Below are 26,715 nucleotides of genomic sequence, written 5' to 3' on the forward strand. Positions count from 1 at the left end.
CGGCCTGTCACGCCGGGGGTCGCGGGTTCGAGTCCCGTCCACTCCGCCACTTATTCAGAGGTTCAGCTCTTTAAAACTGAAATAGGGGTGTAGCTCCAATTGGCAGAGCAGCGGATTCCAAATCCGCGTGTTGGGAGTTCGAATCTCTCCACCCCTGCCATATTTAAGGCTCTAGCAGAAATGCTAGAGCCTTTTTGCTTTCTGAAGCTAATTATACGCCATTAGCAAAGCTGCGGATTCCCCAGCTTGCCAAAATAGCGCGTGTTGGGAGTCTAAACCTCTACTCCTGCCACATACAAAGCCTCAGCAGAAATGCTAGGGCTTTTTTACGTCTGTTGCTTCTTCGAAGCTATGTTTGGATAACTAGGCGCTTTTAGCTCACCAGTGTGGTCGAATCTCCGGAGTGCTGGCTCATTCGAGCCCTGCCATATATAAGGATCTAGACTGCGCGTTCCGGCAGAAGTGCTAGAGCCTTTATTATTCCTGTCATCTTTAGAAGCAACGCTAAAAGCCCCGAGTACTCCTTTAGCTATATCTATCTGCTCAACACTCATTTTGCTCTGTTGTTCTGCTAATAAATAAGGCTATAGCAACGAGATGTTAAGTCTCGTTATTTCAGCTTTCAGGTGAAAGGTTCAAGCCTTTCGATTTATGCTTATAAAACTTGAGGGTGGTTTATTAGGTAGACTAGCGAGTGCGCATAAGAATGAATTATCTGCGTGGCTTAACTTCCTGAAATAGTTCTGGCCAAATTAAATGTTCCCCCTACATTAAGTTTTTGAGTACTCCAATAATAGTACATCAACTACCCAAGGTAAGCTCTATGTTCCTTCAGCTAGCGTGCAGTAAAGAAATCGGTGGATCTGACTTTCATTAGGTATAAAAAAGGCCACCTACAGTAGGCGGCCTCGGTTGATCTATTTAGATGTTAATCTAGCTCTTTCTCAGCTTGCTTCGCTTTCTCTATCATAGGAGTAATTGTTGAACCTTGGACTAAGATTGAGAACACAACAACAGCGTATGTCATGACGAGGATAATCTCTTTTACATCGATTGCCTTGTCTTCAATCACCCAGATACCTGAAGGGATTGAAAGTGCCATGGCTAGAGCTAAGCCACCACGCAAACCACCCCAAGTTAGAATCTTAATCGACCATGGGTTGTAAGTTCTAAAACGTTTAAATCCAATATAAGACAAGAACACACTGAGGTAGCGTGCACTCAATACTAGAGGGACTGCGAACGCCATCAAAATCCAATCTTCTTGGTGGAACTTGAATAGCAGCATAGACATACCAATCAATAAGAATAGTACGCCATTTAAGAACTCATCTATTAATTCCCAGAAATGGTCTAGGTGATCCTCACTTTCCTTAGAAAATCCGATGAAGCGTGTCCAGTTGCCTATCATGATACCAGATACCACCATTGCTAATGGTCCAGATACATGCAGAACCTCTGCAAAAGCATAACCAGCTGTAGGAATACCGATGGTTAATAGCAACTCCATCGAGTGGTCATCTGTGTTGCTGATTAGATAGTGGAATATCAAACCTAGAACAAATCCGTAGACGATACCGCCAATAGCTTCTTGGACGAATAACAAGGTCACGCTACCTACAGTCGGTGCTTCTGTGCCGAACGCAATGGTAAATAGGGTTACGAAGATGACTAGGCCAAAACCATCGTTGAATAGAGATTCTCCCTCTATTTGAGTAGAGATTCGTCTGGGAGCATCGAGCTTCTTCACTATTGCTAATACAGCTATTGGATCGGTTGGAGAGATTAGAGAACCAAACAGTAAGCAATAAATTAGGTCAAATTGAATACCGATAAATTGACAGAATCCATAAAGTACAAAGCCAATAAAGAATGTCGAAAATAGTGTAGCACCAAGAGCGAGTACCGTTATTTCCCATTTCTGATCTTTTAGATTAGGTAACTTAATCCCCAAACCACCTGCAAAGAGTAAGAATCCCAGTATTCCTTTCAGGAGGAAGTCTTCAAAATTGATACTGGCAACGGTTTCTGAGGCGATGTCAGCCAATTGGAACCAATTGTTTTGTCCCGCAATGATAATCAATAGAGATAGCATCATTGAACCAGCTGTGATGGCGATGGTTGTCTGCATTTTACCAATTTTGGTATTAACGAAAGCAATAAGCATGGCAGCAGCGGACAAGAAGCATAAGGTGTAATAGACCGACATTGGGAACTCAATATGTAACAAAATATGAATATTAATTCTCGTTGTCTCATGCTCAAATAGCAAACATTTTTTTGTCATGACTTGGTCATTTACTTCATATTTTAGACGTCTAGACTCCTTTTGAATGTGTGGTAGGATGGAGAGATAATTAAAGGAATGAGGTTGTATCGTGGGAAGTAATGTAAGGCAAAAGATTGACGCTCTGTTGAAGCAACGAATTTTACTGATTGATGGTGGTATGGGTACCATGATTCAGGATTATAAATTGGAAGAGCAAGACTATCGCGGTGAGCGATTTGCTGATTGGCATAGTGACTTAAAAGGTAACAATGACCTTTTGGTACTTACGCAGCCTAAGCTTATCAAAGATATCCATATGGAGTATTTGGAAGCCGGTGCTGATATCCTCGAGACCAATACCTTTAACGCTACAACCATCGCTATGGCCGACTATGATATGGAAAGTCTTAGCGAAGAAATTAACTATGCTGCTGCTAAGTTGGCTCGTGAAGCGGCAGATGAATGGACAGTGAAGACTCCTGATAAACCCCGTTTCGTGGCGGGTGTGTTAGGTCCAACTAACCGAACTTGTTCTCTCTCTCCAGATGTTAATGATCCGGGCTATCGTAATGTTAGCTTTGATGAACTTGTTGAGGCTTACTCTGAATCGACTCGGGCGCTTATCAAGGGCGGTTCAGACTTAATTCTTATTGAAACTATCTTCGATACGTTAAACGCGAAAGCGTGTGCTTTTGCGGTTGAATCTGTCTTTGAAGAAGTAGGTATCATTTTACCGGTTATGATCTCCGGTACTATCACAGATGCATCTGGTCGGACGCTTTCCGGACAAACAACAGAAGCATTCTATAATGCCCTTCGTCATGTAAAACCTATCTCATTTGGATTGAACTGTGCATTAGGTCCAGATGAATTGCGCGAATATGTCGGTGAGATGTCTCGTATCTCCGAATGTCATGTTTCTGCACACCCTAATGCGGGTTTACCTAACGCATTTGGTGAGTATGACCTTTCTCCCGAAGATATGGCTGAACACGTCAAGGAATGGGCTGAAAGTGGTTTCTTGAACTTAATTGGTGGTTGTTGTGGTACGACGCCAGAACATATACGCCAAATGGCTGAAGCCGTTGAAGGTGTAACACCGCGCCAATTACCAGATTTACCCGTCTCTTGTCGTCTCTCTGGTTTAGAGCCATTGACGATATCCAAGGAATCTCTGTTTGTTAACGTGGGTGAGCGAACTAACGTTACGGGCTCTGCTCGCTTTAAGCGCCTTATCAAAGAAGAGCTATATGATGAAGCTTTGAGTGTGGCTCGAGAGCAAGTTGAGAATGGCGCTCAAATTATCGATATCAACATGGATGAAGGGATGCTAGACGCTGAGGCGTGTATGGTTAAATTCCTTAATCTATGTGCGTCTGAGCCTGAGATCTCGAAAGTGCCAGTCATGGTCGACTCTTCAAAATGGGAAGTTATTGAAGCGGGTCTGAAATGTATTCAGGGTAAAGGCATCGTTAACTCGATCTCATTGAAGGAAGGGAAAGAGAAGTTTGTCGAACAAGCGAAACTGGTTCGCCGATATGGTGCTGCCGTTATCGTGATGGCGTTCGATGAAGTTGGCCAAGCTGATACTCGAGAGCGTAAGGTTGAGATTTGCACTAATGCCTACAATATTCTGGTTGATGAAGTGGGCTTCCCACCTGAAGATATTATTTTTGACCCGAACATTTTTGCTGTGGCGACAGGTATTGATGAGCATAACAACTATGCGGTCGATTTCATTGAAGCTGTAGGGGACATCAAACGAGACTTACCTCATGCGATGATTTCTGGTGGTGTATCGAATGTTTCGTTCTCATTCCGAGGTAATAACTACGTTCGTGAGGCTATCCACGCAGTATTCCTATACCACTGCTTTAAAAACGGTATGGATATGGGCATCGTAAATGCTGGGCAATTAGAGATTTACGATAATGTCCCTGAGGATTTACGTGAAGCCGTTGAAGATGTGGTTCTAAACCGCCGAGATGATTCCACTGAGCGCTTGCTAGATATCGCAACTGAATATCTAGAGCGTGCAGTTGGAAAAGTTGAAGATAAATCTGCTTTAGAGTGGCGTACCTGGCCAGTAGAAAAACGCTTAGAGCATTCCTTAGTGAAAGGTATTACCGACTTTATTGTTGAAGATACCGAAGAAGCTCGTGTTAATGCCTCTCGCCCTATCGAGGTGATAGAAGGCCCATTAATGGATGGTATGAATGTGGTTGGTGACCTCTTTGGTGAAGGTAAGATGTTCCTTCCTCAAGTGGTGAAATCTGCACGTGTTATGAAGCAAGCGGTAGCCCATCTAGAGCCATTTATCAATGCAACCAAAGACGTAGGTGCAACTAACGGAAAAATCTTACTTGCGACCGTAAAAGGCGATGTTCACGATATTGGCAAAAATATTGTGGGCGTTGTCTTGCAGTGTAATAACTACGAAATTATCGATTTAGGCGTGATGGTTTCATGTGAAAAAATCCTTAAGGTCGCTAAGGAAGAAAACGTCGATATCATTGGCCTTTCGGGTTTGATCACTCCTTCACTGGATGAGATGGTACATGTGGCCAAAGAGATGGAAAGACAAGGCTTTAAGCTGCCTCTTCTGATCGGTGGAGCAACCACATCTAAAGCGCATACAGCCGTTAAGATTGAACAGAACTACTCCGAGCCCGTTGTGTACGTAAATAATGCCTCACGTGCTGTTGGTGTGTGTACCTCTCTACTATCTAACGAACTGAAACCTGCATTTGTCGAGAAGTTGGATATTGATTACGATCGCGTTCGAGATCAGCACAATCGTAAAAAACCACGTACTAAGCCTGTCACTCTTGAAAGAGCGCGTGCTAATAAAGTTGCTATCGATTGGGATGCTTATACGCCACCGGCACCCGCTAAGCCGGGAGTTCACATCTTTAATGATTTTGATGTGGCAACTTTGCGCCAGTACATAGACTGGACTCCATTCTTTATGACATGGTCATTGGTCGGTAAATACCCTGCAATTCTTAATCATGAAGAAGTGGGCGAGGAAGCGAAACGTTTATTCAAAGATGCCAATGATTTATTGGATCGAGTACAGAAAGAGAAGTTACTTGAAGCTCGTGGGATGTGTGCGATGTTCCCTGCCAACAGTGTTGGCGATGATATCGAGGTATATACCGATGAATCTCGTACTGAAGTGTTAAAGGTTTTGCACAACCTTCGTCAACAAACCGAAAAGCCAAAAGGCTTTAACTACTGTTTGTCTGATTACATTGCACCGAAAGATAGCGGTAAAGCGGATTGGATTGGTGGCTTTGCGGTGACCGGTGGTATCGGTGAACGAGAGCTTGCTGATGAATACAAAGCTAACGGTGATGACTACAACGCGATTATGATTCAGGCGGTTGCTGACCGATTGGCTGAAGCGTTCGCTGAATACCTGCATAAAGAAGTGAGAAAGGACATTTGGGGCTACTCGCCGGATGAGAATTTGTCTAACGACGATTTGATTCGTGAGAAGTACCAAGGTATTCGTCCCGCTCCAGGTTACCCTGCTTGCCCAGAACATACAGAAAAAGGTACGTTGTGGGAGTTGATGGAGGTTGAAAAAGCGATCGACATGTCACTAACGACGAGCTACGCGATGTGGCCTGGTGCTTCAGTGTCTGGTATGTATTTTTCACATCCTGATGCACGATACTTTGCGATTGCACAGATTCAACAGGATCAAGTGGATAGCTATGCCGACCGTAAAGGTTGGGATATGTTGGAAGCTGAGAAGTGGTTAGGCCCAAACATTAACTAGTTTGAATCTATAACGAGCTTTGATTCGTAACGTAAAAAAGAGAAAGGGTTGCTTAATAGCAACCCTTTTTGTATCTGTAATTTAGTTATTTATCTGTCGATGAGAAACGGACTATCTACTCAAATAACTCTTGATGAAGTTTTTGAATCGCCAACTTAGACACAGATTCATTTAGTAAGAAGCATAGGTTGTGTGGGCTTGCTCCGTAACAAATCATACGTAGGTTGAAATCTTCTAGAGTGCCGAATACCTGCTTTGCATAGCCTTTGCTTTCGCTCATGTTGTTACCAATAAGAGCAACAAGGCATAGGTCGTGCTCAATATCTACGGAACACAACTCTTCAAGCTCAAGGCGAGCGGCTTCAGGTAACTCAGGAGCACCACCAGAGGTATCGGTTTGATCGAGAGTAAGTGAGACACTGATCTCTGAGGTAGTGATAAGATCGACTGAGATCTTATGTTTAGCCAGGATCTCGAATACCTTTGCCAAAAAACCATAGGCATGGAACATGTTAGCGCTGCGTAGCGTAACCATGGTTTGGTTGCAGCGTAGGGCAAGCGCTCTGAACAGAGGAGAGCTTTCAACTTGTTGACGAATCCATGTTCCACCAAGCTCTGGTGCTTTTGATGAGCCGACAAAAACAGGGATTTGATGGCGTAGTGCAGGAACCAGAGTTGAAGGGTGTAATATTTTCGCGCCAAAGTTTGCCATCTCAGATGCCTCACTGAAGCTGATCTCTGGGATAGGAGATGCTTTCGATGCGATGCGCGGATCTGTGGTGTAGATGCCTGGAACATCAGTCCAAATTTCTAAGCCAATCGCTTGTACCGACTCCGCAATCAGTGCAGCTGAATAATCACTGCCGCCACGACCTAACGTTGTGGTGTTACCTTCGCTGTCGGCACCGATAAAACCTTGGGTAACGACAACTTGTTCTTCGCAAAGTGGAATCAGTTTCTGCTGTGCAAGGGCTGCAATATCTTCCAGTTGTGGTTCTGCTTTACCGAAATCATCATTGGTGCGCATCACTTCTCTGATATCAAAACGAGCCGCTGGTGTACCACGTTCGCGAATGATTTGAGCGAGGATATGTGTCGACATCAGTTCGCCACATGCCACTAGGTGATCGGTGAGTTTGGTACTGGCTTGGAATGATGCGGCTTCTGCAGCGCTCGCTATATCATCCAGAATACAGTGCACATCTTTTTCAATGCTAATTGGGTCAGCTAGCTGAGCAAGAATCGTATTATGAATGTCGGTTAACTGTGTCACTAGTTCTTGGCGACGAGTTTTATCTTGAACACCATTCGCGAGTTCAACAAGCAGGTTAGTCACGCCAGAGCATGCGCTACTCACGACCAGTTTCGTATTTGAGTTGTTTTCAATAATGGCAGCACAACGGCTCATTGCTTCAAAGTTGGCAACACTTGTTCCACCAAACTTAGCGACATTAAAAGAACCAGCTACATTAGATGCACTCACGATATATCTCCCACGATTTCCTAAAATAAAATTACTGTTGGGTAATCCAACGTCCGATGTTTTTCGAAGAGAGTTTTAGAGCAAAAAAGAGAGGAATTATTAGAATAGTAACCTCAGAAGCTCTTCACCATATAGAAATGGCGACAGTTAACGGGATTCAGCCCGCTCAACCGATAATAAAGGTCCTGCATCCTTTTATTATCTCGGCACTGCTCCCCATGAATGTTTTGTATTGGAAATGCGGTTCCACAAAACACCTGCCTGGGCAGTGCTCCTCTTCTGCTAGATAGCCATTTCATTGAACGTGTTTGCGCAAATAATGTCAATCCGTAACGTGAGATAATTGAAAAATAATTTTAACAATTATGTGACACTGGTTTGACCTCAATACTTATGGCTAATTGCTGAGGTAATCAATTTGCTTTAGGGTGGACTGTTCACAACATTAACGTAAGGGATATACATGTCTAATTTAACACTCACTGCTGCTATCGATAGCTTTTATCCGCCACACCGAACGTTAATGGGGCCGGGGCCTTCAGACATTTCTCCTCAAGTTTTACAGGCCTTAAGCCGTCCAACCATTGGTCACCTCGACCCGCTATTTATTGCGATGATGGATGAGCTTAAACAACTTCTTAAGTATGCATTCCAAACAGAGAATGAATTTACGATTGCTGTTTCTGCTCCAGGCAGTGCGGGCATGGAAACCTGTTTTGTTAATTTGATTGAGCCTGGTGAAAAGGTCATTGTTTGTCGTAACGGTGTTTTTGGTGAGCGTATGCGCGAGAATGTTGTTCGCTGCGGTGGTGAAGCCATCCTTGTTGATGACGAGTGGGGTAAGCCCGTTTCAGTTGAAAAGGTAGAAAAGGCATTGGCAGAAAACCCCGATGCTGTTGCTGTCGCATTTGTGCATGCCGAGACGTCTACTGGCGCGTTATCGGATGCTCAAGCTATTTCAGCAGTAGCTCGTCAGTTTGATGCATTGTCGATTGTGGATGCGGTGACATCATTAGGTGGTGTACCATTGTTGGTTGATGAATGGCAACTCGATGCGGTTTATTCAGGCAGTCAGAAGTGCCTGTCTTGTGTACCTGGTTTATCTCCCGTGACGTTCTCTCAACGTGCTGTCGATAAAATGAAAGCACGTCAAGCTCCCGTACAAAGCTGGTTCTTGGATCAGAGCTTGGTATTAGGTTATTGGAGTGGAGAAGGTAAGCGTAGCTATCACCACACTGCGCCTGTGAACAGCCTATATGCTCTGCACGAGTCGTTGGTTTTGTTGAAAAATGAAGGCCTAGACAATGCGTGGTCACGTCACCATGCGATGCACCAAGAGCTTAAAGAAGGCGTAGAAGCACTAGGATTAAAGTTTGTGGTTGATGAAGAGAGTCGTCTTCCGCAGCTCAATGCGCTTTATTTCCCTGAAGGAATCGATGAAGCCAAAATCAGAACACAACTTCTAGAAGAATATAACCTTGAAATTGGCGCAGGACTTGGTTCTTTGGCTGGCAAGGCTTGGCGTATTGGTTTAATGGGTTATGGCGCTCGAAAAGAGAATGTCGCTTTGTGCTTAAAAGCGTTGCAAGACGTTTTAAAATAGCGGTAATAAACTCAAGTTCAAAAGAAAAGCGCACGAGAGATCGTGCGCTTTTTTGTGTCTAGACTAAACGTCAATATGGTGAATTAACTCTAGATTCCTTGGCATCATTTAGCAGAAGAAATGTTGTTTTCAGCTTCCGATATTTTCTTATATTGAACCTTGGAAAAGTCTCGATTTGGGAACAAGAAGCTCGCTTCACTGCGAATTTGTTCTGCCTTGCTGTGATCTCCTAATCCTTGATATGCGAGAATCAGGTTGCTGTAGAAAGCTGGCCTTGGCTTACTCTTTATGATTTCTAATGACCAATCTATATAAGGTTGGATCAGGCTAGGATCAGCTTTGTAGAGGCCGATATTTAGATAGGTACTGTACACGTCCCAATCATAGCGATCTTTCCATACTACGGGGTTCGTTACCTGCTTAAGAATATCTGGGTTTTTCGGCTTAGACATTTCAAATTTAGTGAGCACATAATTGGTGTGTAAGGCACTCAGCATGTAAAAACTCACTAAGATAGGAACGACTAAGCTCGACACTCTGAATAGGATTTTACTGACGATACTAAACGGCTGCTGATAGTGGCGAGAAGTCCGTTGGTCGACCCAGTAAATCAAAATGATAAAGGTTATCCAGTGAATCGCCGAGTGGTAAAAAGGATACTCAAGCTGAGAATGTAAGAGTATAGGTATGAATAGCGCAAGTAGTGCTAGACGTGTTCCTTTCGCTGAGCTTGCTATGCGTGACATCACCAACACTGCAGCAATCAAGATCCCGATGATTGGTACTATTCCGCCTTCAACCCCCCAAAACAGGAACTCATTGTGTGGGTGATCCATTGAAGGAAGGCCGGGATGATAATTTGAGTTAAGTTGATGTTGGCGGGCTGTGTATAGCGTGTATTCGGATTCGAATTTTCCGTAGCCATAACCGGTAAATGGCTTTTCGATCATCATATCGAGCGCTTGTGGAAAGGTATAAGCTCGTGGACTTTCTAAGTTTGCTTTTTTACTGGCGAAACTATCAGTTGCGCTGAGGCTGATTACCGAAAAGGCGACGACGATACCGACTACCACTGATGCACACCACCCGTAGAAGCGTTTCTTGGTCGAGAACTTGTATAGATAAGGCAGAATGCATACAAACCCAATGACGGCAGCCAACCATCCGGTACGTGATGCGATGATGATCAGCAAAGGTACGGTTAAGGCTGGTGTTAAATAAAGTAGAAGCGACTCGCTAATTTGGTGATTATATTTAGTTGGTTGCCTTGCTAAAAGATAAGCTGACAGCACAAAACCAGTAGCAAGAAAGCTTGCCATTACATTAGGTTGTTGGAATATCCCATATGGTCGGTTTGCAGCAGTGTTGTAGCCAAATAGGTTGCCAGGTTCTAATAGGAAATATTGCACATAGCCAAATAGTGCCTGTATGACAACAGCAAGCACAATAAACCACAACATGCGCTGCTTGTGCTTATTGCTGAACTTAAATTGTTGCAGCACGACGAATAATGTAAAGCCCGCCCACAATCCAAGTAGCCGGCCTGATGAGGCTTGAGGAGAGGCGTTGCTGTAAATAATGGGCAACGTCAGTATCACGCAGCTTATTAGCAAGCCAACGGTTAACTTTGAATATTTGAGTGCTCGGTTAGTTGCAAGCTGGTAGAAGCCAATCGCCAACGTAAAGCTAAGAGCTAACCAAGTGGTTGGATTAAAGGATAAAGCAAGGCCTGAGCCTCCAGGATTAGGCATGAAAAAATGCATGGCTAATAAGAATACAACAGCTAGAGAGGCAAGGAATGCCTTGTTAAGTGGAAGCTGAGTTCTCTGATTTTCTAGCTGGGTACCGCTAGTATGTATTGTTGCCATAAATCCCTAACCTTATAAAAACAGAGCTTGTTCCTTCTGAAACAAGCTCTGTTACTTTAACATTTTTCTGTCTGATCGCAGGGCGCTATTTTACACCTACTTCAAATTTAACATAGGCTTAAGGAAGCGAGCAGTGTGCGAACCTTCGACTAACGCCACATCTTCAGGTGTACCTTCTGCAACAATTTCACCGCCTCCTTGACCACCTTCAGGGCCAAGATCTAGGATCCAGTCCGCTGTTTTGACGACGTCTAGGTTATGCTCAATCACGACAACCGTATTACCGTGATCACGTAATCTATGTAATACCGTTAACAGTTGCTGGATATCGTGGAAATGTAGGCCTGTTGTTGGCTCATCGAGAATGTATAAGGTTTTCCCCGTGTCTCTTTTAGACAATTCACGCGCTAATTTAACGCGTTGCGCTTCACCACCAGATAAGGTTGTCGCTGCTTGTCCGAGGCGAATGTAGGAAAGGCCAACATCCATTAAGGTTTGCAGCTTACGAGCGATAACGGGCACTGGGCTGAAGTATTCACGAGCATCTTCGACAGTCATATCTAGAACTTCGTCAATGGTTTTACCCTTGTATCGGACCTCTAGGGTCTCACGGTTATAACGCTTACCTTTACACACATCACACGGTACATACACATCTGGCAAGAAATGCATCTCTACTTTGATGACACCGTCTCCCTGACACGCTTCACAGCGACCACCACGAACGTTAAAACTGAATCGACCTGGCTTGTAGCCACGAGATCGTGATTCTTGTGTACCTGCAAATAACTCTCGAATTGGTGTAAAAATACCAGTGTAGGTTGCAGGATTCGATCTTGGTGTTCGACCGATAGGGCTTTGATCAATATCGATTACTTTGTCGAAATGCTCTAAGCCTTTTATCTTTTTGTGTTGCGCCGGAACTGCAGTTGTTGCACCGTTTAATTGAGTGTGGGCGACTTTAAAGAAGGTATCATTGATTAGCGTAGATTTACCTGACCCTGATACACCCGTAATGCAGCTGAACAAGCCAACAGGAATCGTCGCAGTGACATTCTTTAGGTTGTTCCCTGTCGCGCCAACGATCTCGACGACCTTTTTCTTGTTGATAGGCGTTCTTTGTTTTGGTATCGCAATTTCTTTGGCGCCGCTCAGGTATTGCCCAGTTAAAGAGTTCGGATTTTCGATGATGTCTCGCATGGTACCTTCTGCCACCACGTGGCCACCATGAACACCTGCGCCTGGGCCGATATCGATAACATGGTCAGCGCAACGAATCGCATCTTCGTCATGCTCAACAACAAGCACAGTATTTCCTAAATCTCTTAGGTGAACCAGAGTTTGTAGTAGACGTTCATTATCACGCTGGTGGAGGCCAATTGATGGCTCATCTAGCACATACATGACGCCAACTAAACCGGCACCAATTTGACTTGCGAGACGAATCCTTTGCGCTTCACCACCAGACAGTGTTTCTGCACTGCGTGATAGGTTCAGATAATTCAAGCCTACGTTAACCAAGAAGTGCAGTCGGTCATTGATCTCTTTCATCACTTTATCTGCGATTTGTCCACGTTGACCGTCTAGCTTTAATTCTTGGAAAAATTGCAGTGCATCGGCAATGCTGAGCTCAACGATTTCAGGCAGTGTGGTGTCACCAATAAAGACATTTCGAGCTTCTAATCTTAAACGCGTACCATCACAGCTAGAGCATGACTTCGTTGATATGTACTTGGCAAGATCTTCACGCACCGCGCTAGATTCAGTGTCGCGGTAACGGCGTTCCAGCGTATTTAAAATACCTTCAAAGGGGTGACGCTTGACTCGGATATCACCACGATCATTGATGTATTTGAATTCAACTTCAGTTCTACCAGAGCCCTTGAGGATGATCTCTTGAGTTTTCTTTGGTAAAGAGTTGAACGGAGCATAAAGGTCAAAACCATAATGGTCTGATAGCGATGTCAGCATTTGGAAATAGTAATAATTTTTCTGATCCCAGCCTTTTATCGCACCTTCTGCAATGCTTAGGTTCTCATCTAAAATTACTCGAGTTGGGTCAAAATATTGTTGAACACCAAGTCCATCACACGTACCACATGCACCAGCAGGATTGTTGAATGAGAATAGGCGAGGCTCAAGTTCTTGCATGCTGTAGCCACACTTTGGACAAGCAAAATTAGCCGAGAACACGATCTCTTCTTGTTCTTTATCATCCATCCAACCGACAACTGCGATACCACCAGATAGCTCTAATGTAGTCTCGAATGACTCGGCTAAACGTTGTTGAAGATCAGGGCGAACCTTAAAGCGATCAACGACAACTTCAATGGTGTGCTTCTTGTGCAGTTCCAATGTTGGTGGGTCGGACAAATCACAGGTCTCGCCATCAATACGGGCACGAATAAAGCCTTGAGCCGCTAGGTTCTCAAGCGTTTTAACGTGCTCACCTTTACGTTCTTTGACTATTGGAGCCAACAGCATCATCTTTGAACCAGCCGGTAGCTCTAAGACTTTATCGACCATTTGGCTGATGGTTTGTGCTGCAAGAGGGGTATTGTGATCAGGACAGCGCGGCTCACCAACTCGCGCGTACAGTAATCTAAGATAGTCATAGACTTCAGTGATAGTACCCACAGTTGAACGAGGATTGTGAGAAGTTGATTTCTGTTCGATGGAGATGGCTGGAGATAAACCTTCGATGTGGTCGACATCAGGCTTTTCCATGAGAGATAGAAATTGACGAGCATAGGCCGATAAAGACTCAACATAACGACGTTGACCTTCTGCGTAGAGGGTATCAAACGCAAGTGACGATTTTCCTGAACCTGATAATCCAGTGATAACCGTCAGCTTATCACGAGGTATGGTTAGGTTAATGTCTTTGAGGTTATGCGTACGAGCGCCTCTAATTTCTATTTTATCCATCTCAACAGACCATGTAATTTTAAGTGGCTAAAGTATTACATAGAGTGAGATTTGTGCAAAGTTTTACTGGATAAAAAAACAGTAATAAAAAAGGGCGACTCTTTTGAGTCACCCTTGGAATCATTTAATGTGCTGTTAAACAACTCAATAGCTAAACAGCGAGTAAGCCAAAATTAGCGATTAAGCTTCTTTTGTCGTTGAGTGCTTACCTAGCTCGATTTGTTGTTGATCTTTTTTATATAGGTTTTCAAAGCAGTAATTTGTTGCTTCGATGTAGCCTTCAACACTACCGCAGTCAAAACGTTGGCCTTTAAATTTGTAAGCCAATACACAGCCTGCTTTTGCTTGTTTCAGCAATGCATCAGTGATCTGGATCTCACCGCCTTTGCCTGGTTCAGTCTGCTCGATAAGCTCAAAGATATCTGGGGTCAGGATATAACGGCCAATGATCGCTAGGTTGCTTGGAGCAGTGCCTGGCTCTGGCTTTTCTACCATGTCATCGACACGGAACAGGTCATCTTTGATCATCTCGCCAGAGATAACACCGTATTTGTGAGTCTCTTCTTCAGGAACTTCTTGTACTGCCACAATTGAACAGCGGAATTGCTTGTATAATGCAACCATTTGAGTCAGTACACCTTGCTGTTCGTTCACACAAAGGTCATCAGCAAGCACAACCGCGAACGGTTCATCACCCACAAGCTCACGCCCCGTCAAGATAGCATGACCTAGACCTTTCATTTCGCGTTGACGAATGTAGGTGAAGTTTGCTGCTTCAATCGTCTCACGAATATTGATTAGCAAGTCTTCTTTATTGGTACCGCTAATTTGGTGCTCAAGCTCGTAGTTCTTATCAAAGTGATCCATCAATGAGTGCTTACCACGGCCTGTAACAATGCACATACCATCCATACCTGCTTCGATGGCTTCTTCAACGCCGTATTCAATCAGAGGTTTGTTCACAACAGGCATCATTTCTTTAGGCATTGATTTAGTTGCTGGTAGGAAGCGTGTACCGTAGCCAGCTGCCGGGAAAAGGCACTTTTTGATCATGATAAGACCCTTTATCTATAATAATTATTGATTCAACTGATTTGTTGATATTTCTGAGGGCAACTCTAGCATATGTTATGTCGAAAATTCAGCAACAATACCTATGATTACTCGAGCTTCCCTCATTATTATTGTCAGATTAGAGGCGAAGCGGTTATGCAAGCAAGTTTTGGTTTGCCCATGCAATAGCTTGGACTCTATTTTTCACCGCTAACTTACGGAATATTTGATAGAGGTGGGATTTGACCGTGAATTCGCTAATGAAAAGGTCATCGGCTATTTGAGTATTTGATGATCCTGATTGAAGGCAGCGAATGACTTGGATTTCACGAATAGTTAAATCAACATTGGTTGGGGTCGTATTGGTATTGACCATGTTACGATAATAAAACAGAAGTTGATTAGTCACCTTCCTTGGTAACCAATTATCACCATCGATCACTTCTTGAAGACCACGAGCAATCTTGTCCTTTTGATCTGTGTTGTAAAAGAGTCCTTTTAATACCCCATAGGTCAGCAGTTCTGAGGTAGGAAGTTGCAGAGGAACATTGAATAAAATTATCTCATGATTCTTCCACATCACGGGTAGGTTAGGACAAATAGCCAATAGCTGTGGTACCTCTTTGTAATCAACGAGTAAGATGCGATTGCTCTGCTTTCTATCAACTAGCATCAATTCACTTGGTGTCATTTTGTAGAGAATAATGGATAAGTGTTTTTCGATTTCTTTTACGTGTAGGTAAGTGTCACTCGGATCGATGCACAGAAAGTGTAAAGTGCGAGCGTATCGAGATTTTCTCATTGAAACGTCCTGTTTATATTTAATGAGATTTCACGTTGTCATGCACATTTTTACTTCTCTAGCACCTTTTATGTGACTTGCGTTGAATATCAACTCTCAAAGTAAATGAGTGGTTTGTAAGTGGAGGAAAAAGCAACATCGCTCTGAATATCATGATTTGTTACGTTTTTAATCTTTGTCGTGAGGAGAGAATAGGAATGCGATTTATCACTGCAGAAAAGCATGCTATTCTTGTGCGCTAAAATTTTCTGAGACTATGAATTTAGACGGAGCAAATCATGGCTAGCCGTGGAGTTAACAAAGTTATATTAGTGGGTAACCTAGGTAATGACCCTGAAATTCGTTACATGCCAAATGGCGGTGCAGTAGCGAACATTACCATTGCAACGTCAGAGTCATGGCGTGACAAAGCAACTGGCGAACAGCGCGAAAAAACAGAATGGCACCGTGTTGCTCTGTTTGGCAAGCTGGCGGAAGTTGCTGGTGAGTACCTACGTAAAGGTTCCCAAGTTTACATTGAAGGTCAACTTCAAACGCGTAAATGGCAAGATCAAAGCGGTCAAGATCGCTACACAACAGAAGTGGTTGTTCAAGGCTTCAACGGTGTAATGCAAATGCTTGGCGGTCGTGCTCAAGGCGGTGCTCCTGCCCAAGGTGGTATGGGTAACAACCAACAGCAAGGTAGTTGGGGGCAACCACAGCAGCCACAACAACAGCAGCAACAATACAGTGCGCCAGCTCAACAGCAGCCGAAAGCACCTCAACAAGCTCCTCAGCAGGCTCAACCTCAATATAATGAGCCGCCGATGGATTTTGATGATGACATCCCATTTTAAGCACTGTTTTTAATATATTATAAAAGCAGTATTAAATTGGAAGAAGCCGCGTTCATCGCGGCTTTTTGTTACCTACAATTCTTAACGCTTTATTTACAACGTCAATTTATAGTATAAGTAGCAATACGGTATAATGTGAGTTGAAAAGGATTTCGTTATTCATGAGATATACCCCGACACTAAAATTGAGCACTCGATTGGTCGCATTTGTCACCGTGATAGTGATCAGTGCGATGTTCATCCTTTTTATTGGTGGCACACTCTCCTTTAAGCGTATAGGACAGGAATATTTAGATCATTATTTGGTTGGCATTGTTGACGTCGTAGATAAAGAGATGGAAGATCCAGATGCTGCGTATTCAATGCAACGTTGGATGCCGAAGATGTTGCAGGCAAGCAATATCGTTGAGATGAAGCTTTCAAACAAAACCGGTATCGTTTACCGATTTAAAGATACCTCCCCACAAATTGATCCAAACCGTCTCTATGAAAGAAGCTTCATTTTAGATCGAAATGAAGGCTATCAAATCGAATTTAAAGCACTCCCCCCTTATATTGGTTACAACTACTCGATTGAAGCTATGTGGTCGATTACTTTGGCGGTGGCATTGATCCTTTTTTGTTTGGCCCGTGGTGTTCGTTGGTTAAAAGAACAGTTAATGGGCTCAGAGATTTTGGAAGAGCGAGGGAGAATGATCCTTGCTGGGCAGGTAGAGGCTCATTCAAAAGGGGACGAGCGAGAATGGCCATATACGGCAAGTGAAGCGCTTGATGTACTGATTGAAGAGTTGAAAGATGCACGCCAAGAGCGAAGTCGCTTTGATACTTTTATCCGCACCCATACTTTTCTAGATAAGCTCACTGGTACAGCCAACCGAGTACTATTTGATAACAAACTTGAATCTGTACTGCATGAAAGTGGCGCTCGTGGAGGCGTTTTACTGATACGTATCGACGAGTGGGAACAAGTTCGAGATGCCAATGACAAGCAGATCACCGACGGATTTATTATTGAAGTTGGTGAAGTATTGTCGAATATTGTTCAGCGTTATCCCGATGTCATTTTTTCTCGCTATTACGAAGCAGACTTTGCCGTGTTTATTCCGCATCAAGGAACAAAGGATATTGCGACGTTGGCTGCTCAATGTTTAAGGCAATTAGATAAATTGACTCCGCCGGAGCCTTTGGAGTCAGATAACTGGTGCCATATTGGCGTGACAATGTATGTCGAAGGTGAACGCCATAGCCAAATCATGGATGAAACGGAAACAGCGTTAAAGAGCGCTCAGTTAGAGCGCATTAATAACTGGAGCCGTTACCCAAAAGAAAATAAAAGTGAGATAGACAGAGGCAGTGTTCGCTGGAGAACATTACTTGATAAAGCCCTACTACCTGAAAATTTAGTAATCTTTGCTCAGCGGTGTTATCTTATGCCGGATTCCGGTCAAGTTAATGAATTGCATAAAGAAATATTTATTAGAATTCAAGATCCAGACAAAGGTCTATTGAAATCTTCTCGTTTTATGTCTGCGGTAGAACAAGTCGGTTATCAAGCTCAAATGGATCAATCGGTTTTGACGGTTTTGTTTAAGTCGCTGAAAGTATCAACACAGCCTGTCAATTATTCGGTGAACTTGAGTGTCACTCCGTTTGCAAATAAATCACATTTTAAATGGTTCAGAAGTGAGTTGTTACAGCTCTCTGCTCAGCATCGTTCTCAGCTTGCTTTTGAGTTTTCAGAAGGCCATCTAATTACTCACCTTGATTATATGCGACCAGTGGCGAAGATGTTACGAGGGTTAGGGTGTAAAGTGGTGGTTGGCCAAGCTGGGCGAACCATTGTTAGCACTCATTATATCAAGGATTTGAAGGTTGACTATATTAAGCTTCATCGAAGTTTGGTAAAGAAAATCGATCAAAGGCATGAAAACCAACTGTTTGTTCGAAGTCTGATTGGAGCATGCGGTGATTCTCCAACTGAAGTGATCGCGGTCGGAGTTGAGACAAAGCAAGAAAAGAATACCTTGATAGAGTTAGGCATTAACGGTTATCAAGGGAGATATTTCGACGAAGAACAACAAATAATTCCCTTGCCTACTCAAGGGGAAAAGACAGTGAAAGCTGAATCCGTTGTAAAAGTCGGTCGAAGAAATCGATGGCGTAAGAGTAATAGTTAAGCATGAATTTTAAAGCGATTTTAGACAAAATAAAGCCAACGAATAATAACGGTAGTTCTCAAGTTGTCCTTTTGGGCAATGATACTGTTTATATTTCATCGACTGAGTCAGAACCTCAAGTCACCAGCATTCCTGTGGTAAATGGTGACTGGGAAAGTGCGCTGAAAAAATTGCTGAGCAGTGAGTCGCTTACCAGTGATTGCCTTCAGCTAATTGTTTGTGCTAACTACTACCAAACTTATCAAATTGATAAACCGGACATTCCACAGAGTGAATGGTCGGTTGCATTGCCTTTTCTATTGAAAGATCTGATCTCTGAAAGGGTGACTGAGATTACAGCGAGTGCGGTAGCGCTACCGACCTCGAATAAGCTACAAGTGTATGTTTTGCCTAAAAAGCTATTGGACAAGCTTGTAAGCATTACTAATTCAGCACAAGTTGATCTTAAAGGTATTGCTCCCGAAGATGAAGTTTGGGGCTACAGTGCTGGTGAGCTCTCTAATTTCATTCTGTTACAACGCAGCCCCAACTCACATTTTAAGCTTGGTGCATTTGTTGAGAACACGGTTTGCTTCCAAAGAACAATCCGCAGTGTTGCTCCCCCCTTAACTGGTACCGCATCAAGTGCATTGCAGTTGGATGGTCTAGCTTTAGAACTCCAACGATCGATTGATTACCTGTCTTCTCAAATTAAAGGCACTCAACTTCATCAGTTAAAAATATGCTGTGATGATGAAGATGAAGCTGAATTACAGAGTGTGTTAAATAGCACATTGAGTTCGACCGTTTCTTTGCTTGTTGAAGGTGAACGCGAAAATTCAGAGAAATGGTTAGTTACGCTCGCGGCTGAAAAGAATATTTTTAACGTTAATCTCTACCCTGAGCACCTTAAGCCTAAAAAAGAGTATTTCACTCTAGTGAATGTGGTTATGGTTTGGGGGCTTGTGTGTACCTTGTTGCTTGGCAGTTATTGTGTAATGCAGTATCAAGCATCGAGTTTGGATGAAGAGCTAGCAGCTTTACAATATGATTTGAATCAGCTTAACCAAGAAGTTAACCAATTAAATAGTAAGTTGGTTCAACATAAACCGTCTCCAGTGAAAGTAGCTGCGGTAGCTCGTCTCACTAGTGAGACGCAAGCCAAAAAAGAGGCGTTGAAGGCGGTCGGTCAATTCGATGAATCTCAGCAAGTCGGGTATTCTGGCGTCATGAACTCCTTCGCTCAATTAGGCCGAAATGACATCTCGCTTTCGTATATATACATGACTCACGATACCTTAGAGCTTAATGGTTTTGCCCGTGATGCAAGTGTAGTTCCAAATTGGGTTGGTCAATTTAAGAATGAACTTAATTTAGTCGGACGTACCTTTGAAAAGATAAAGATAGGTCGTAATGAGCAAGATGTGGTGACGTTTGAGTTAAGTACTCATAGGGAGAGTGAATAATGCAACTGTGGAATCAGCTTAGCGATAAGTTTCTTGCATTAAGCCTGAGAGAGAAATGGCTACTTTTCGTGTGTGGTCTAGTGGGCTTATCCATGCTTGTATTTACCTTATTAATTGAACCTGCATACCTTGATTTACAGGAAAAGAATGTGAAGTCGATGAGCCTTACGCAGTCAAATCAGAAACAACAAGGTGAATTACTTGTTCTACAAGCCAAGTTGAACAAAGACCCAGATAAAGAAATTGATCTTGAATTAAAAAAACTATTGGTTGAGAGCCAAGAGCTATCATTTGAGCTCGCTGAAATCGTTGATAGGTTGGTTACGCCTTCTCAAATGGCGCAGTTATTAGAGAGTGTTCTTAATGCAGGTAATGGGCTGAAGCTTGAGTCTTTAGAATCGTTACAACCAGAAGCTATTTCGGACAATCAAGAGAACAGTGACAATTCAAAGTACTTTCTCCATCCTGTTAGAATGGAGTTGACGGGTAGCTACTTCGATATTTCAATTTATCTTCAAGCACTTGAGTCACTTCCTGTGAGCTATTATTGGCGCACGTTTGAGTATTCAGTAGAAGAATACCCCAAAGCTCGACTTGTGTTCGAGGTTTACACCCTAGGTACCAGACAGGAGTTTATCGGTGGTTAGAACTCTAGTGTTATCTTTGCTGTTTGGTAGTTCAGTGGTATGGGCAGAACAAGACCCAACTGCGCCATTAGGTTGGCTTTCGCCCCAACAGAAATCAGCATCAGCTAAAAAGGCGCCAGTTCAATATCGTTTACCGTCTCTAGAGAGCATTGTTTGTAAGGGAGATACACCTTGTTATGCGATTATGAATGGTCAGATTCTCGAACAAGGAGAAACGATCAGAGGGTACCGAGTTAAGAACATTGATCCAGAGTACGTCACTCTGCAGAGAAGCTCTAAGCAGTGGAAATTAGAGATGTTCTCTTTAGATGTTAAGAATAATTAAGGTTAGAGTGAAGACATGCGTAAATTTGTAGTAGCAATTCTAGTGTCATCTTTAGTCGGCTGTTCGATGGGGCATAGAGACCCTGTTGAGATAAAAGAGTCTTTAAACGAATCTATTAATGAAGCGAATAGCAAAGCACTTCATGACTTACCTTCGTCGGTACAAGATGACCTTATGCCTCAGCTAAGTTCGGACTCTATGTCTCCGAGTGTGGAAACCGTCAAGCGCTTTCGTATTCAAGCAAAAGGCGTTGAAGCGAGAACCTTTTTTGCAAGCCTAGTGAAAGGTACAGAGTACAGTGCCGCGATTCATCCAAGCGTTACTGGAAAACTTACTCTAAATCTAACAGACGTGACCTTAGATGAAGTTCTGGCTGTTGCTCAGGATATGTATGGTTACGATATTGAAAAACGTGGCAAAGTGATTCAAATTTATCCGGCTGGTTTGCGCACAGTCACGATTCCAGTGGATTACTTGCAAGTAAAGCGTTCTGGTCGTTCTTTAACGACGATTACTACTGGAACAATTTCCACTTCAGACTCTAACTCGAACTCATCTAACTCGAATTCTAATTCGTCTAACTCGAATTCAAACTCATCAAACTCGAACTCCAATTCGTCTAGCTCCACATCTAACGGTGGTACGGAGATTGAAACGATATCTGAAAGTGATTTTTGGCCGCAGCTTGAAGCGGCAGTCGCTCACTTAATTGGTTCTGGTGATGGGCAAAGCGTTGTGGTTACGCCACAAGCGAGTGTGATTACGGTACGTGCTTACCCCGATGAAATCCGAGAGGTTCGTGAGTTCCTTGGTATTTCTCAGAAACGTCTGCAGCGCCAAGTTATCTTGGAAGCCAAAATCATGGAAGTGACACTTAGTGACGGCTATCAACAAGGCATTAACTGGACCAAGATGTTTTCGTCGAACGGTACTAACTACACGCTAGGTATGGGTTCTATCGTTAAAAATGCAGCTGGTACGATCATCCCAGGCAAACTACCAGGCATGGACCCAATCGGTACCGCTTTAGGTGGTCAATCTAACCTCGTTGTTTCTGGTGGTAGCTTTGAAGCTGTATTGAGTTTTATGGATACACAGGGTGACTTGAATGTGTTATCTAGCCCAAGAGTGACAGCAGCTAATAACCAGAAAGCGGTTATAAAAGTGGGTATAGATAAATATTTCGTGACGAATTTATCAAGTTCGGTCGGTAGTGGTGATAACGCGAATGTTGCCCCTGAAGTTGAGCTAACCCCGTTCTTCTCCGGTATTTCTTTGGATGTGACGCCGCAGATCGATGATAAAGGAAATGTGTTCCTGCATGTTCACCCCGCAGTGATTGAGGTGGAAGAGGAAGTGAAAGAGCTTAATCTTGGCTCAACAACTGGTGTTGTGACGCTGCCGTTGGCTAAAAGCTCTATTCGTGAATCTGACTCCGTGATTCGAGCGCAAGATGGTGATGTGGTTGTTATTGGCGGATTGATGAAATCAAACACCAGTGACATGACTTCAAAAGTTCCATTTCTTGGTGATATCCCGGCACTCGGTCATTTGTTCCGTAATACCAGTCAACTTACTCAAAAAACTGAACTCGTTATTCTATTAAAGCCAACGGTTGTAGGTGTAAATACTTGGCAATCAGAAATGGAGCGTTCTCGAGATCTTTTACAAGAATGGTTCCCTGATGAATAGCAACCACTCACTTTATCAATGCAGATTGGTAGTGAATTACTAAGCTAGGTCGTCTTATGTATCAAGCTCATTTTGATTTTGAACAGTTACCATTTACGTTAACGCCGAATACCGATTTTTTTTATGGCTTAGCACCTCATTTTGAGGCAATTCAAACGGTCATTTCGGCGTTAGAAATGGGCGAGGGGTTAGTTAAGGTTACAGGGGAGGTCGGCACAGGCAAAACCATGGTGTGCCGAATGTTGGTCAATCATCTCAATGATTGTACTGCTTTAATCTACCTGCCTAACCCAGTGCTATCTGGGGCTGACTTACGACAAGCCGTGGCTAAAGAGCTTGGTTTGATTACCGATAATGAAGCCACCTTAGTGGATAACATTCAACATAAACTTATTGAATTGCACAACTCAGGCTTACGAGTGGTTGCGATTCTTGATGAGGCTCAGGCTTTGTCAGATGAAGCTCTAGAGACCTTAAGGTTGTTTGGTAACTTAGAAACTGAAGATAAAAAGCTGCTGCAAATTGTTCTATTAGGGCAGCCGGAATTGGATGCTCGATTAGAGGCTTATCATCTAAGGCAATTTCGTCAAAGAATCACATTTAGTTCGACACTGAGGCCACTGACTCTCGATGAAACAGTGGCTTACATTGATAACCGGATCGCTAAATCTGGTGGCAAATATGCTCCCTTTAGCCTGAGCCATAAAAAAGCGATCTGGCGCTCTTCTTTGGGGATCCCAAGGTTGATTAACCAGTTGTGTCATAAAGCTTTGTTGCTTGCTTTTAGTGAAGATAAGAAAAATATAGAAAACCAACATCTCTTTGCTGCAATGCATGAAACATACGATGTGTGTAAACCTAAATTTAAAACGCCAATGCTGTGGGGTTGGAACTAATTATGAGCGTCATTAATAACGCCTTGTCTGAATTGGCAAAAAAAGAGTCAACAGCATCGATTGAAGCTGCGGTGGTACCTAAAGTAAAAACACGCTCTCCATTGGTTTGGGTGGTCGCAGGTTTTACCCTTAGCTTGGCCATGGGGGGCTGGGCTATATCACAAGGCCCTGCTGTCGATAACTCAATATCAACTCGAGATATACAAGTTTCCGTTATTGATACTTCAGAAGGCAATTCAGAGGGTAGTCCTGAAGCGGCCATTACTCAACCTGTGTCCTCGCCGACTAAGAAGTTAGTGACGCTAGATTCAGCGAACATTTCGGCTCACAACACGGTAATACTAAAAAGTACTCAATCTAAATCGGATTCAGTCATTGCTGCATCAACTCAGTCAGTTACAAAGCCTAAAGTAAACCCTGAATCTCAAGCTATACCTAAATCTCAAAGCACACCTAAAGCAAAAGTAGCAAAGCCAATGCTTGTTGCTAGCGTGGCTAAAAAAGATCCCACACCAGTATCAAATCAACCTGAAACGTCTGGCGATTTAGAAAGTAATGGAATGTTGATTGAGCAGGTAGAATTAACGCCTGAACAACTTTCTATTAATGCTCAAGGCCGAGCTCAGAAAGCTCTTGATGCCAATGACCTTTCTGGTGCGTTGAAAGGTTATAACGAAGCGCTTCGTTATGATCCAAGAAATGAAGATGTCCGTCAGAAACTAGCAATTCTCTATTTTGGTAAAGGTGATACTCGCAAAGCGTATGAGTTATTTCAGTCGGGTATCAAACTCAATATCAACAGTGAAAAACTGCGCCTAGGTTTATCGAAGCTACTTGTGAAAGCCAATCAAGCGGAAGCTGCTTTGAGCCCATTAATACACTTACCACCTAGTCCAACTCAAGACTACTTAGCAATGCGTGCTGCATTAAGTCAAAAGTCTCAACAAGAAGATATTGCGCTAGAGAGCTACCAAAAATTGACTGAGGTCGATTCAGATAATGCTCGCTGGTGGTTAGGCTTAGCGATTCAGCAAGAACGTCAGCTTGATTTCATGGCTGCAAAGCAATCATACCAAGGAGCATTGGTTAGAGTTGGGATCTCATCTCAGTCGCAAGGCTTTGTTCGTGATCGCTTAAAGATAATCAATGCTTTAGAGGAGAGTAGCGATGCAAATTAGATTAAGAAAAAGGCTCGGTGATTTGCTCGTAGAAGAGGGTATCATTACTGAAGATCAAGTTGAACAAGCTCTGGCCGCTCAAAAGAGGACAGGCCGTAAGCTTGGTGATGCACTGATCGAGCTTGGCTTTTTATCAGAGCAGCAAATGCTCAGTTTTTTGTCGCAACAGCTTGCTATTCCTCTTATTGATATTAGCCGAGCTAACGTTGACGTCGAAGCTGTGCAGCTTTTACCTGAGGTTCATGCTCGCCGCCTTCGTGCTTTGGTCATTGGGCGTCAAGGTGACACATTACGTGTTGCAATGAGTGATCCTGCTGATCTGTTTGCCCAAGAATCTTTGCTGAGTCAACTAGGCGACTACGCACTCGAATTTGTCGTCGCACAAGAGAGACAATTAGTTGATGGTTTCGACCGTTATTACCGAAGAACCAAAGAGATTGCCTCATTTGCTGAGCAGCTTCATGCTGAGCATAAAGTTAATGAAGCCTTTGACTTTGATATCGCTGAAGAAGACAGCGACGAAGTTACGGTCGTTAAGCTAGTAAACTCGCTGTTTGAAGATGCTATTCAAGTTGGTGCGTCTGATATTCATATTGAACCAGATTCAAACGTATTACGTTTACGTCAGCGTATTGATGGTGTCCTGCATGAAACGTTGTTGAATGAAGTGAATATTGCTTCTGCACTGGTTTTGCGTTTGAAGCTGATGGCTAACCTCGACATTTCAGAGAAACGACTGCCTCAAGATGGTCGCTTTAATATTCGCGTTAAAGGTCAATCGGTCGATATTCGTATGTCGACTATGCCAGTACAGCACGGTGAGTCAGTGGTTATGCGTTTGCTTAATCAATCGGCTGGCCTACGTAAATTGGAGTTGTCAGGCATTCCGAGTGATTTGCTCGTTCGTCTTCGTCATCAATTACGCCGCCCACATGGCATGATTCTCGTAACCGGGCCTACGGGCTCAGGTAAAACAACGACTCTATACGGTGCGTTAAGTGAATTAAACGAACCGGGTAAAAAGATCATTACCGCTGAAGACCCTGTAGAATACCGTCTTCCTCGTGTGAATCAGGTTCAGGTAAACCCTAAGATTAACCTCAATTTCTCAACGATTTTGAGAACATTCCTACGTCAGGACCCGGATATCATTCTGATTGGTGAGATGCGAGATCATGAAACCGTTGAAATTGGTTTGAGAGCGGCACTTACTGGTCACTTAGTGTTAAGTACTCTGCATACCAACGATGCAGTAGACAGTGCACTGCGTATGATGGACATGGGGGCTCCGGGTTATCTGGTAGCAAGTGCTGTTCGAGCCGTGGTCGCACAGCGGTTAGTTCGTAAGGTATGTACTGATTGCAAGGTTGATGATGAGCTGGATGAAGCGCGTAAGCAATGGTTGAGTGTTCGTTTCCCAAACCAGCGAGGTACGCCATTTATGAAAGGGCGTGGTTGTCAAAATTGTAATTTGACAGGCTACAGTGGTCGTATTGGTGTGTTTGAAATGTTGGAGCTCGATCAGCCTATGATGGATGCGCTTAGAGCCAATGATGCCGTTGGTTTTGCTCAAACGGCAAGGCAGTCTGAAAATTACAAACCGCTGTTAGCTTCTGCGATGGAATTGGCCATACAGGGGGTTGTGAGCTTTGATGAGGTAATGAACCTTGGCGAAGGCGATGCTTCTGGTGCCACTGATCCAATTTATCTGTAGGGGTAGAGTGAT

The 26,715-nt window shown here is 43.4% G+C and carries 17 protein-coding genes, 1 tRNA gene and 1 riboswitch; of the genes, 12 read left to right on the top strand and 6 right to left on the bottom strand.

What is annotated here, in order from left to right; genetic code table 11:
- Positions 1-83: 83 nt before the first annotated feature.
- Positions 84-160, top strand: a tRNA-Trp gene (locus ACED59_RS13860).
- 768 nt (positions 161-928) lie between these two features.
- On the opposite strand, the gene ACED59_RS13865 is transcribed toward ACED59_RS13860, so the two are convergent.
- Positions 929-2,209: a sodium:proton antiporter gene (locus ACED59_RS13865; RefSeq protein WP_017098874.1), complete on the bottom strand. Its 1,281-nt coding sequence runs from the start codon at positions 2,207-2,209 to the stop codon at positions 929-931.
- Positions 2,210-2,378: 169 nt separating this feature from the next.
- On the opposite strand from ACED59_RS13865, the gene metH reads away from it, so the two are divergent.
- The gene (gene metH / locus ACED59_RS13870; protein ID WP_017098875.1) at positions 2,379-6,056 is read left to right on the top strand and encodes a methionine synthase; all 3,678 of its coding nucleotides are present in this window, start codon (positions 2,379-2,381) and stop codon (positions 6,054-6,056) included.
- A gap of 115 nt (positions 6,057-6,171) precedes the next feature.
- Here metH and lysC read toward each other — a convergent pair whose 3' ends face one another.
- Positions 6,172-7,539, bottom strand: coding sequence for a lysine-sensitive aspartokinase 3 (gene lysC / locus ACED59_RS13875; RefSeq protein ID WP_017098876.1), 1,368 nt, complete (start codon positions 7,537-7,539; stop codon positions 6,172-6,174).
- A 109-nt stretch (positions 7,540-7,648) separates the two neighbouring features.
- A riboswitch (Lysine riboswitch) is annotated at positions 7,649-7,826 on the bottom strand.
- A 176-nt stretch (positions 7,827-8,002) separates the two neighbouring features.
- On the opposite strand from lysC, the gene ACED59_RS13880 reads away from it, so the two are divergent.
- Complete coding sequence (locus tag ACED59_RS13880) at positions 8,003-9,142, top strand: alanine--glyoxylate aminotransferase family protein (protein WP_017098877.1); 1,140 nt, start codon at positions 8,003-8,005, stop codon at positions 9,140-9,142.
- A gap of 104 nt (positions 9,143-9,246) precedes the next feature.
- Here the strand turns inward: ACED59_RS13880 and ACED59_RS13885 are convergent, their stop codons facing one another.
- The 4 genes from ACED59_RS13885 to ACED59_RS13900 all read right to left on the bottom strand — a co-directional run bounded on the left by ACED59_RS13885 (position 9,247) and on the right by ACED59_RS13900 (position 15,793).
- Positions 9,247-11,010 (bottom strand): PglL family O-oligosaccharyltransferase, encoded by a 1,764-nt coding sequence (locus tag ACED59_RS13885; protein WP_017098878.1) that lies wholly within the window; start codon positions 11,008-11,010, stop codon positions 9,247-9,249.
- A 96-nt stretch (positions 11,011-11,106) separates the two neighbouring features.
- Positions 11,107-13,938, bottom strand: a complete 2,832-nt coding sequence (uvrA, locus tag ACED59_RS13890; RefSeq protein WP_017098879.1) for an excinuclease ABC subunit UvrA — start codon at positions 13,936-13,938, stop codon at positions 11,107-11,109.
- A 180-nt stretch (positions 13,939-14,118) separates the two neighbouring features.
- Positions 14,119-14,991: a UTP--glucose-1-phosphate uridylyltransferase GalU gene (galU, locus tag ACED59_RS13895; protein WP_009847870.1), complete on the bottom strand. Its 873-nt coding sequence runs from the start codon at positions 14,989-14,991 to the stop codon at positions 14,119-14,121.
- Positions 14,992-15,145: 154 nt separating this feature from the next.
- Positions 15,146-15,793 carry a LuxR C-terminal-related transcriptional regulator gene (locus ACED59_RS13900; protein ID WP_009847869.1) on the bottom strand — a complete coding sequence of 216 codons (648 nt, stop codon included), beginning with the start codon at positions 15,791-15,793 and terminating at the stop codon, positions 15,146-15,148.
- 278 nt (positions 15,794-16,071) lie between these two features.
- On the opposite strand from ACED59_RS13900, the gene ACED59_RS13905 reads away from it, so the two are divergent.
- From ACED59_RS13905 to ACED59_RS13945, 9 genes are all read left to right on the top strand, one after another.
- Positions 16,072-16,629, top strand: coding sequence for a single-stranded DNA-binding protein (locus ACED59_RS13905; protein WP_009847868.1), 558 nt, complete (start codon positions 16,072-16,074; stop codon positions 16,627-16,629).
- A gap of 161 nt (positions 16,630-16,790) precedes the next feature.
- Positions 16,791-18,806 carry an RNase E specificity factor CsrD gene (csrD, locus tag ACED59_RS13910; protein ID WP_017098880.1) on the top strand — a complete coding sequence of 672 codons (2,016 nt, stop codon included), beginning with the start codon at positions 16,791-16,793 and terminating at the stop codon, positions 18,804-18,806.
- A gap of 2 nt (positions 18,807-18,808) precedes the next feature.
- On the top strand, positions 18,809-20,251 hold the full coding sequence (locus ACED59_RS13915; protein ID WP_017098881.1) for an MSHA biogenesis protein MshI: 1,443 nt from the start codon (positions 18,809-18,811) through the stop codon (positions 20,249-20,251).
- Positions 20,251-20,898 (top strand): type 4a pilus biogenesis protein PilO, encoded by a 648-nt coding sequence (pilO, locus tag ACED59_RS13920; protein WP_009847865.1) that lies wholly within the window; start codon positions 20,251-20,253, stop codon positions 20,896-20,898. Before ACED59_RS13915 ends, pilO begins: the two co-directional genes overlap by 1 nt.
- Positions 20,891-21,223, top strand: coding sequence for a hypothetical protein (locus tag ACED59_RS13925; protein WP_009847864.1), 333 nt, complete (start codon positions 20,891-20,893; stop codon positions 21,221-21,223). Before pilO ends, ACED59_RS13925 begins: the two co-directional genes overlap by 8 nt.
- A 15-nt stretch (positions 21,224-21,238) precedes the next feature.
- Positions 21,239-22,915, top strand: coding sequence for a pilus (MSHA type) biogenesis protein MshL (gene mshL, locus ACED59_RS13930; protein WP_017098882.1), 1,677 nt, complete (start codon positions 21,239-21,241; stop codon positions 22,913-22,915).
- 56 nt (positions 22,916-22,971) lie between these two features.
- The gene (locus ACED59_RS13935) at positions 22,972-23,811 is read left to right on the top strand and encodes an ExeA family protein (RefSeq protein WP_017098883.1); all 840 of its coding nucleotides are present in this window, start codon (positions 22,972-22,974) and stop codon (positions 23,809-23,811) included.
- A gap of 2 nt (positions 23,812-23,813) precedes the next feature.
- A complete protein-coding gene (locus ACED59_RS13940; RefSeq protein ID WP_032499968.1) occupies positions 23,814-24,989 on the top strand; it encodes a lipopolysaccharide assembly protein LapB in 1,176 nt (391 codons plus the stop codon).
- The gene (locus ACED59_RS13945; RefSeq protein ID WP_017098885.1) at positions 24,979-26,703 is read left to right on the top strand and encodes a GspE/PulE family protein; all 1,725 of its coding nucleotides are present in this window, start codon (positions 24,979-24,981) and stop codon (positions 26,701-26,703) included. Before ACED59_RS13940 ends, ACED59_RS13945 begins: the two co-directional genes overlap by 11 nt.
- The last annotated feature ends 12 nt before the right edge of the window (positions 26,704-26,715 follow it).

The sequence above is a fragment of the Vibrio sp. FF266 genome (assembly GCF_041439695.1).
GTDB classification, from domain to species: Bacteria; Pseudomonadota; Gammaproteobacteria; order Enterobacterales; family Vibrionaceae; genus Vibrio; species Vibrio tasmaniensis_A.